The following is a 5698-nucleotide window of genomic DNA, read 5'->3' as shown; positions in this document are numbered from 1 at the left end:
CGGCACCGCCCTGGCCCGCCCCCACCCCCCCCGCCCCCCCGCCCGGTGGTTGGTGCCCCGGGCCCCGAGGCCCGACCGCCGTGGGGGCACGGTCGGACAGGACTCCCGCTCCGGACAGGAGGCATCAAGCCGAAGCGGGGGCAACAGAGAGGGCGCGCACCCCGATGACGTCCGTGGGGGATACGCACCCCGGTTCCCGCCCTACGCCGCTGCAACCTCGCGCCTGACGACGAGCAACGCGGCGGCGAGGTACGGGGCGTAGGGCCCGCACGCGACGGGAAGAGCGAGAGCCGTGAAGCGCGAGACGTCGCCCGGCCACAGCGGCGGATAGCAGGTGGAACACCTGATGGAGCCGCAGTGGTTGAGGCAGTGCCTCTGCCCGCACCAGTGCGCCTCCCGGCAATGATGCAACTGGCAGCCAGGCCGCACCAAGGTAAGGGCCGCACCCTCGGTCGGCACGTCGGCCTCCGCACCGGACGCACACGGGACGACGATTCCCACAGGCACGTTCACAGCGGCCCCACCACTGACGCGTTCCCTACGGCCGCACGGCCGCGCGTGGGGTGCTGGACGGCCAGCACGTCATGCCGCGCAGCGATGCGGGTAGCGGCGGTCACCGGATCATCAACCGGAACACTCGCGTACACGGGCTCACAACCCCGGTTGCCGTTGATCCACGTGAACCCGCTACCGGTGCACGTGGTGGTAAGCCCACCGCAGACCGACACCCACGCACACGTCCGGCTACTGGCCAGCAACTCACACCTGACGCCACGCTTCAGCAGCTCCACGACAAGACGCCGGGCAGCCTGATGGGGAGGAAGATGGTGACCCGCATACCTGGGCTCGACGTGGAACACTTGGGTAGCACCTCCATGCGATCAAGAGCCGTCCGATGCTCGTCCATCGAGACGGGTCCGACTATCCTCATGAGCTATTTCTTGCGATTCGGCAGATCTCGCAGCACCGTGGTGCAGGCTTGATTCAGCATGTGTGATGGACGTATCTCAGTACGAGAGGTTGCCCGCGCCAGGCAACGGGGCAACTGCTGGAGGCAACCGTGAAATTTGGCGAAAACCTTCGATACCTCCGCAACAAACAGAAGATTTCGCTCTCCGGCCTGCAAGAGGTGACCTATTTCTCAAAGAGCTATCTCAGCCGCGTTGAGCGAGGACTACGCAACCCTGAACGGACACTCGCGGAACTGGCCGACCAGGCGCTCAACGCTAGGGGGCAACTCGTGGCCGCCTGGATTCGCGACTACGAGAACGGTCCGCCTATGCTGGTGTCACGTTCAGGAGGTGAGGCAACGAAGCGACGCACATTCCTCAAGAGCGCAGCGCTTGCCGCCGGAGTCGGACTGACCGACATAGCTGGCCAGCCAGAACAGAGCATGGCGACCGTTGCGCGTCTGCGTGATGCTCTGATCCCCAACGCGCCTACAGTGCCCACGTCGCCTTACCCTGCGTCTCTGGCCCGTGCTGTAACCCGCGCACAACGAGACTTCGCCGCAGCTCATTACGTTGATCTAGCTGATCATCTCGCCGATTTGATCCCCGTTGCCCGCATGGCGTCCGAACCTGCGGAGCTCGCCGTTGCCGCACAGGTCTACCATCTGGCCACGCGCACGCTGATCAAGCTGAGTGCATCCCCATATGCCTGGATAGCCGCACATCAAGGTAAGCAGGCCGCGGACGCTAGCGGCGATCTTCGAGCCATCGGCGAGGCACACCGCGACCTCGTAAGTCTCTGTCACCGGGCCATGGACTACCGGAAGGCGCGCGATATCGCCCTAAGCGCAACTGAATGGCTCCGCCCGCGACTCGACGGCGCACCAGCACCCGCTTGGGGGGCATACGGAACGTTGATGTCTACGGGAGCAATAGCCGCCGCGCGATCGGAAGATCGACATTCGGCAACGGAAATGCTGCAAGCGGCTGACGAAGCCGCTCCCCTTGCTCCCAACCTCGTCCTCAGTCCCGGTCATGTTGCGACCTACAAAATCGGCGTGTCCATCGTGCTTGGGGATGCCGGCACCGCGATTGAGCACGCCAAAGCCATCAACCCAGACGAAATCCCAACGCAGGAACGCCGCGTCAGCTACTACACGGGCGTCGCTGAGGCATACATGTTGTGGGGAAAGACCGACCGCGCGGTACGCGCCCTGCTGGTCGCTGAGAAAATCGCTCCGCCCGAGGTCCAGCGTCCAGGCACCCGCGAGGTAATCACCGAGTTGCTCCACCGCGACCGACACAGCAAACTATCGGGCTTGCGCGCCCTCGCGCGCCGCGCGAGCGTGAGTCTGTGAGCAAGCCTGACAAGCGCTGACCTGCGGATACGGCCATCAGACTTGACAACGAACTTGTCGCAGAGGTCACCCACACTCGCGATGTGTACTGGCGCAAGGCTCTGATCCGCGCCGGGCTGGACAACGCCCGCAGGCACGACATCACCCACACCGCCGGGCAGTTGGCCGACCTGACCACCAAGGTCGCCTCCGCCTCCGGTACGGCCAGCAGGTGACCGAGCAGGCCCAGCAGCGCTCGAAGAATGTGCATATATGGAACGTTTGACTGAAATGTCGAGCTAACAGCTTGTCAGGGTGCGCTGGTCTCGTGCCGGGTAGGTGGCCAGCATCTCGGCCGTGAGCAGTTGGACCGGCTGGGTGTCGTAGATGCGGGCCAGCAGCCGGAGTGTGGAGGTGGAGGGTCGCCGGCCTGTCTGCGGCCAGGTCTCGTGGGCGTAGAGGCGGGACTCGCGTAGGCCGGCGCCGGTGGTGCCGGCGAGCCGGTGGAATGCCTCGATGGTCTGGGCGGCGGTGAGTCCGGCTGCGTAGCGGTGCAGGCGGAGCGGGGTGGCGGGGTGGTCGAGGGCGAGGATGACGGCGATCTGGCCGGTGGTGAATCCGTGCTGGCGCAGGTATCGGCTGCGGCGTCGGCAGTCGAGCAGGGTTTGGTATCCGGTGCCGGACATGGCCTGATATTCCTTTCGTTGGCGCGTGGGTGTGCGCGGTGGGCCCCTGTTCGGTCGGGGTTGGGGGACGGTAGGCGGTCTTGTGGGAGGGGCTCCAGTCTGGGTGTGGGGTGGTCGATGTGCCGGTCGCAGTGGGGATGGCGGGCGTGGTGGTGGTGTTGCCGCAGGCCGGGGCGGTGTGGGTGTGGGGTGGTGGTTTGGGGGTGTGATTCGGGCGTGAAGGTGGGTGATGGTGCTGGCCGCTCCCGGCGTCGGGCCGGGACGCGGACCGGAAGGGATACTCCATGGACACCCGCGCACAGCACACGAGCCTGGCCGCGCTGAGCAGCCCGCTCCATTCGCTGGCCTTCCCCCGTCACTGGCAGGAGCCGGTCGGCGAGGAGTTCCCGGATCTGGCGCCGGGGTTGATGATGTCTACCCTCCGCGCCGCGCGTTTGTGGGGCGGGATGGCGTGGCGGCGGGCCTTCCCCGGGCGCGGTGACCAGTCGGCTGTCGCCCGCCGGATGGTCGGGCAGTTGCTGGCTGATACCGGGCGGGTGGAGGACGCGGTGTGGGTGACGGCCGAACTGGTCAGCAACGCGCTCCGGCACACCTGCTCGGGCCGGGAGCGGGGGTTCTTCGTGGTCGAGGTGCTGCGCGGGGCGGCGTCGGTGCGGATTGTGGTCTATGACTTGGGCGGCGGCCCGGCCCCGGACTTCTCACGGACGCCCGGTCGGCTGCCGGAGGCTGAGGAGGGGCGGGGATTGGCGGGGGTGGCCAAGCTCGCGTCCCGGACCGGGGCGGCGGGGGACGAGGTGACCGGGCACGCGGTCTGGGCCGAGCTGGCCCTGGCCGGGCAAGCGACCGGACCGGTCTCGGAGGGCACGACGCCTGCTGTCACGGCCGAGCGCGGTTGGGACGTGCCGGAGCCGGGCGGTGTCCGGGAACTAAGTGCGGCCGATAGACCTGATGCCAGCCGTCAGCAGGAGGGTGTCCGCCTGGACCCTTCCGCGGCTCTGTGGGAGGCGAGCTGAGGAAGAGGGCGGACCAGGTGTCCGCGTTCGGGCAGGAGCCGTGGGCGCAGGAGGCGCTCGCCGAACTACGCCGGGACTGGCCCGACTGGGCGTTTCTGGTGGTGAAATACCAATGGCTGGCATTGCGCGGCAAGCAGCAGGTGATCAGCGCGACCGGGCCACGCGAGCTACAGCACGCGCTGCCACCCCGCCCACCCAAACGGCCCAAGCCACCTAAACCACCCAAGCCGTCCAAGATGCCCGAGCCGCCTGAGCCGCCCCCGGCTCAGTCGGCCCCGGTGCCCGCCTTGGCTTCGCCTGGTCCGGTTGGGCACGATGTGCCAGGGCGCCGTCTGGTGCTGCCGACGTTGGCCGAGCTGCTGCACGGGGTGCCTGGCGTGAGCTGGACCAGGGCGAACACGCCAGCCTCGACCACGGTGTCCGCGTCCGGCGCGGGTGTGCACGCGGGTGGGGCGGGTGGGGGTGATGGTGCCGGGGCGGGGCTGCGCGGCCCGCTGACGGCCGATGCGCTGCCGCTGAGGGTGATGGCGGCGGAACGGTCGGTGACGGGCACGTGGACCGTTGCGGGCGCGGCCAGGGCGCGGGGGGCGTGGTGGCAGGCCGGGTGGTGGCCATGGGGCCGTGACCGCGACCGACCGCGAACTGGCCCGCGAGCAGGGGAAGCCACTGCTTCGGCGGGTCGGGCCGGGTCTGCGGTGGATGGTCGGCGTCGTCATGGCCGTGCCCGGCCGAGGCCCGCAGTAGCCGCTCGACCGATCGCGGCCTGAGAGCCGGGGTCGGGGTCGGGATCGCGTCCCGGTGCGGGGGCCGGGACGGGGCTTGACATGTGGGGCGCAGGTGGGCGTCGATACCGGTCCGCCCGCCCGTCCGGTGCGGAGGGGGTGCTGGGTGGGCGGGTGTAGGGGTGGGTTCGCCTCGTGTTGGGGACGAGGCGAACCCACCGTATCTCCTTCCCGATCCGGCCGGGTTCCTGCCTCGGGAGGGTGAGAAAATGGGGGCAGATTTCCGTGCTGGAAATGGGGGTAGCGTTCCGGTGCGCGGTTAAGACCGCTACCCCCTGCGGGGATCGTTTTCGCAGGTCACGCCAATTTCGGGCATAGCGGTGGACCGGCCGACTCGTCTAAAGACGACTCCCTTTGAATATGTGTGCGCGCGTCCTCGTGGATGCCTACATCATCTTCTCTACTCTCCTTTCCGCCCTCTACGCCTTCCCCTTCATTTCTCCTCCCATCTGGTGCACGGTGCGTTTGGCGTGAGCTGGAGCAGGGTCGCCGCCGTCGACCACGGTGTCTGCGTCCGGTGCGGGCGCTCACGCCGAGGATGCGGGTGGCGCATGGTGCCGGTGCGGGCTGTGCGGCCCGTTGACGGCCGATGCGCTGCCGTTGGGGGTGATGGCGGCGGAACGGTCGGTGACGGGTACGTGGGCCGTTACGGGCGCGGCCGGGGTGCGGGTGGCGTGGTGGCAGGCCGGATGGTGGCCGTGGGGTCGGGGCCGTTACCGGCCGCGACCAGGCTCACCAGCAGTGGTAGAGGCTGCTTCGGCGGGCCGGGCGGGGCGGGGCTTGCGGGTCGTGGTCGGCGTCGTCATGGCCGTCGTGTCCGGCTAAGGCCTGCAGCAGCCGCTCGACCGATCGCGGCCTGAGAGCCGGGGTCGGGGTCGGGATCGCGTCCCGGTGCGGGGGCCGGGACGGGGCTTGACATGTGGGGCGCAG

6 protein-coding genes are annotated in these 5698 nt (G+C 68.6%); 4 read left to right on the top strand and 2 right to left on the bottom strand.

The annotated features are described in order from the left end of the window. The first annotated feature begins 1060 nt into the window (after positions 1–1060). On the top strand, positions 1061–2308 hold the full coding sequence (locus ACFWY5_RS57760; RefSeq protein ID WP_379640369.1) for a helix-turn-helix domain-containing protein: 1248 nt from the start codon (positions 1061–1063) through the stop codon (positions 2306–2308). Positions 2309–2391: 83 nt separating this feature from the next. Then, positions 2392–2523 carry a hypothetical protein gene (locus ACFWY5_RS57755; RefSeq protein ID WP_379640368.1) on the top strand — a complete coding sequence of 44 codons (132 nt, stop codon included), beginning with the start codon at positions 2392–2394 and terminating at the stop codon, positions 2521–2523. 63 nt (positions 2524–2586) lie between these two features. On the opposite strand, the gene ACFWY5_RS57750 is transcribed toward ACFWY5_RS57755, so the two are convergent. Next, on the bottom strand, positions 2587–2973 hold the full coding sequence (locus ACFWY5_RS57750; protein WP_379640366.1) for a hypothetical protein: 387 nt from the start codon (positions 2971–2973) through the stop codon (positions 2587–2589). A 284-nt stretch (positions 2974–3257) separates the two neighbouring features. Between ACFWY5_RS57750 and ACFWY5_RS57745 the strand changes: the two genes are divergently transcribed. Further along, positions 3258–3986 (top strand): ATP-binding protein, encoded by a 729-nt coding sequence (locus ACFWY5_RS57745; protein ID WP_379640365.1) that lies wholly within the window; start codon positions 3258–3260, stop codon positions 3984–3986. 621 nt (positions 3987–4607) lie between these two features. Then, a complete protein-coding gene (locus ACFWY5_RS57740) occupies positions 4608–4730 on the top strand; it encodes a hypothetical protein (protein ID WP_379640364.1) in 123 nt (40 codons plus the stop codon). A gap of 770 nt (positions 4731–5500) precedes the next feature. Here the strand turns inward: ACFWY5_RS57740 and ACFWY5_RS57735 are convergent. Next, the coding region (locus ACFWY5_RS57735) for a hypothetical protein (RefSeq protein ID WP_379640363.1) at positions 5501–5698 on the bottom strand (198 nt) is incomplete at its 5' end.

The organism is Nonomuraea sp. NPDC059007 (assembly GCF_042740555.1).
Lineage (GTDB): Bacteria > Actinomycetota > Actinomycetes > Streptosporangiales > Streptosporangiaceae > Nonomuraea.
The sequence above is the reverse complement of the archived record's forward strand: the minus strand, read 5'-3'. Positions and strand labels throughout refer to the sequence as shown.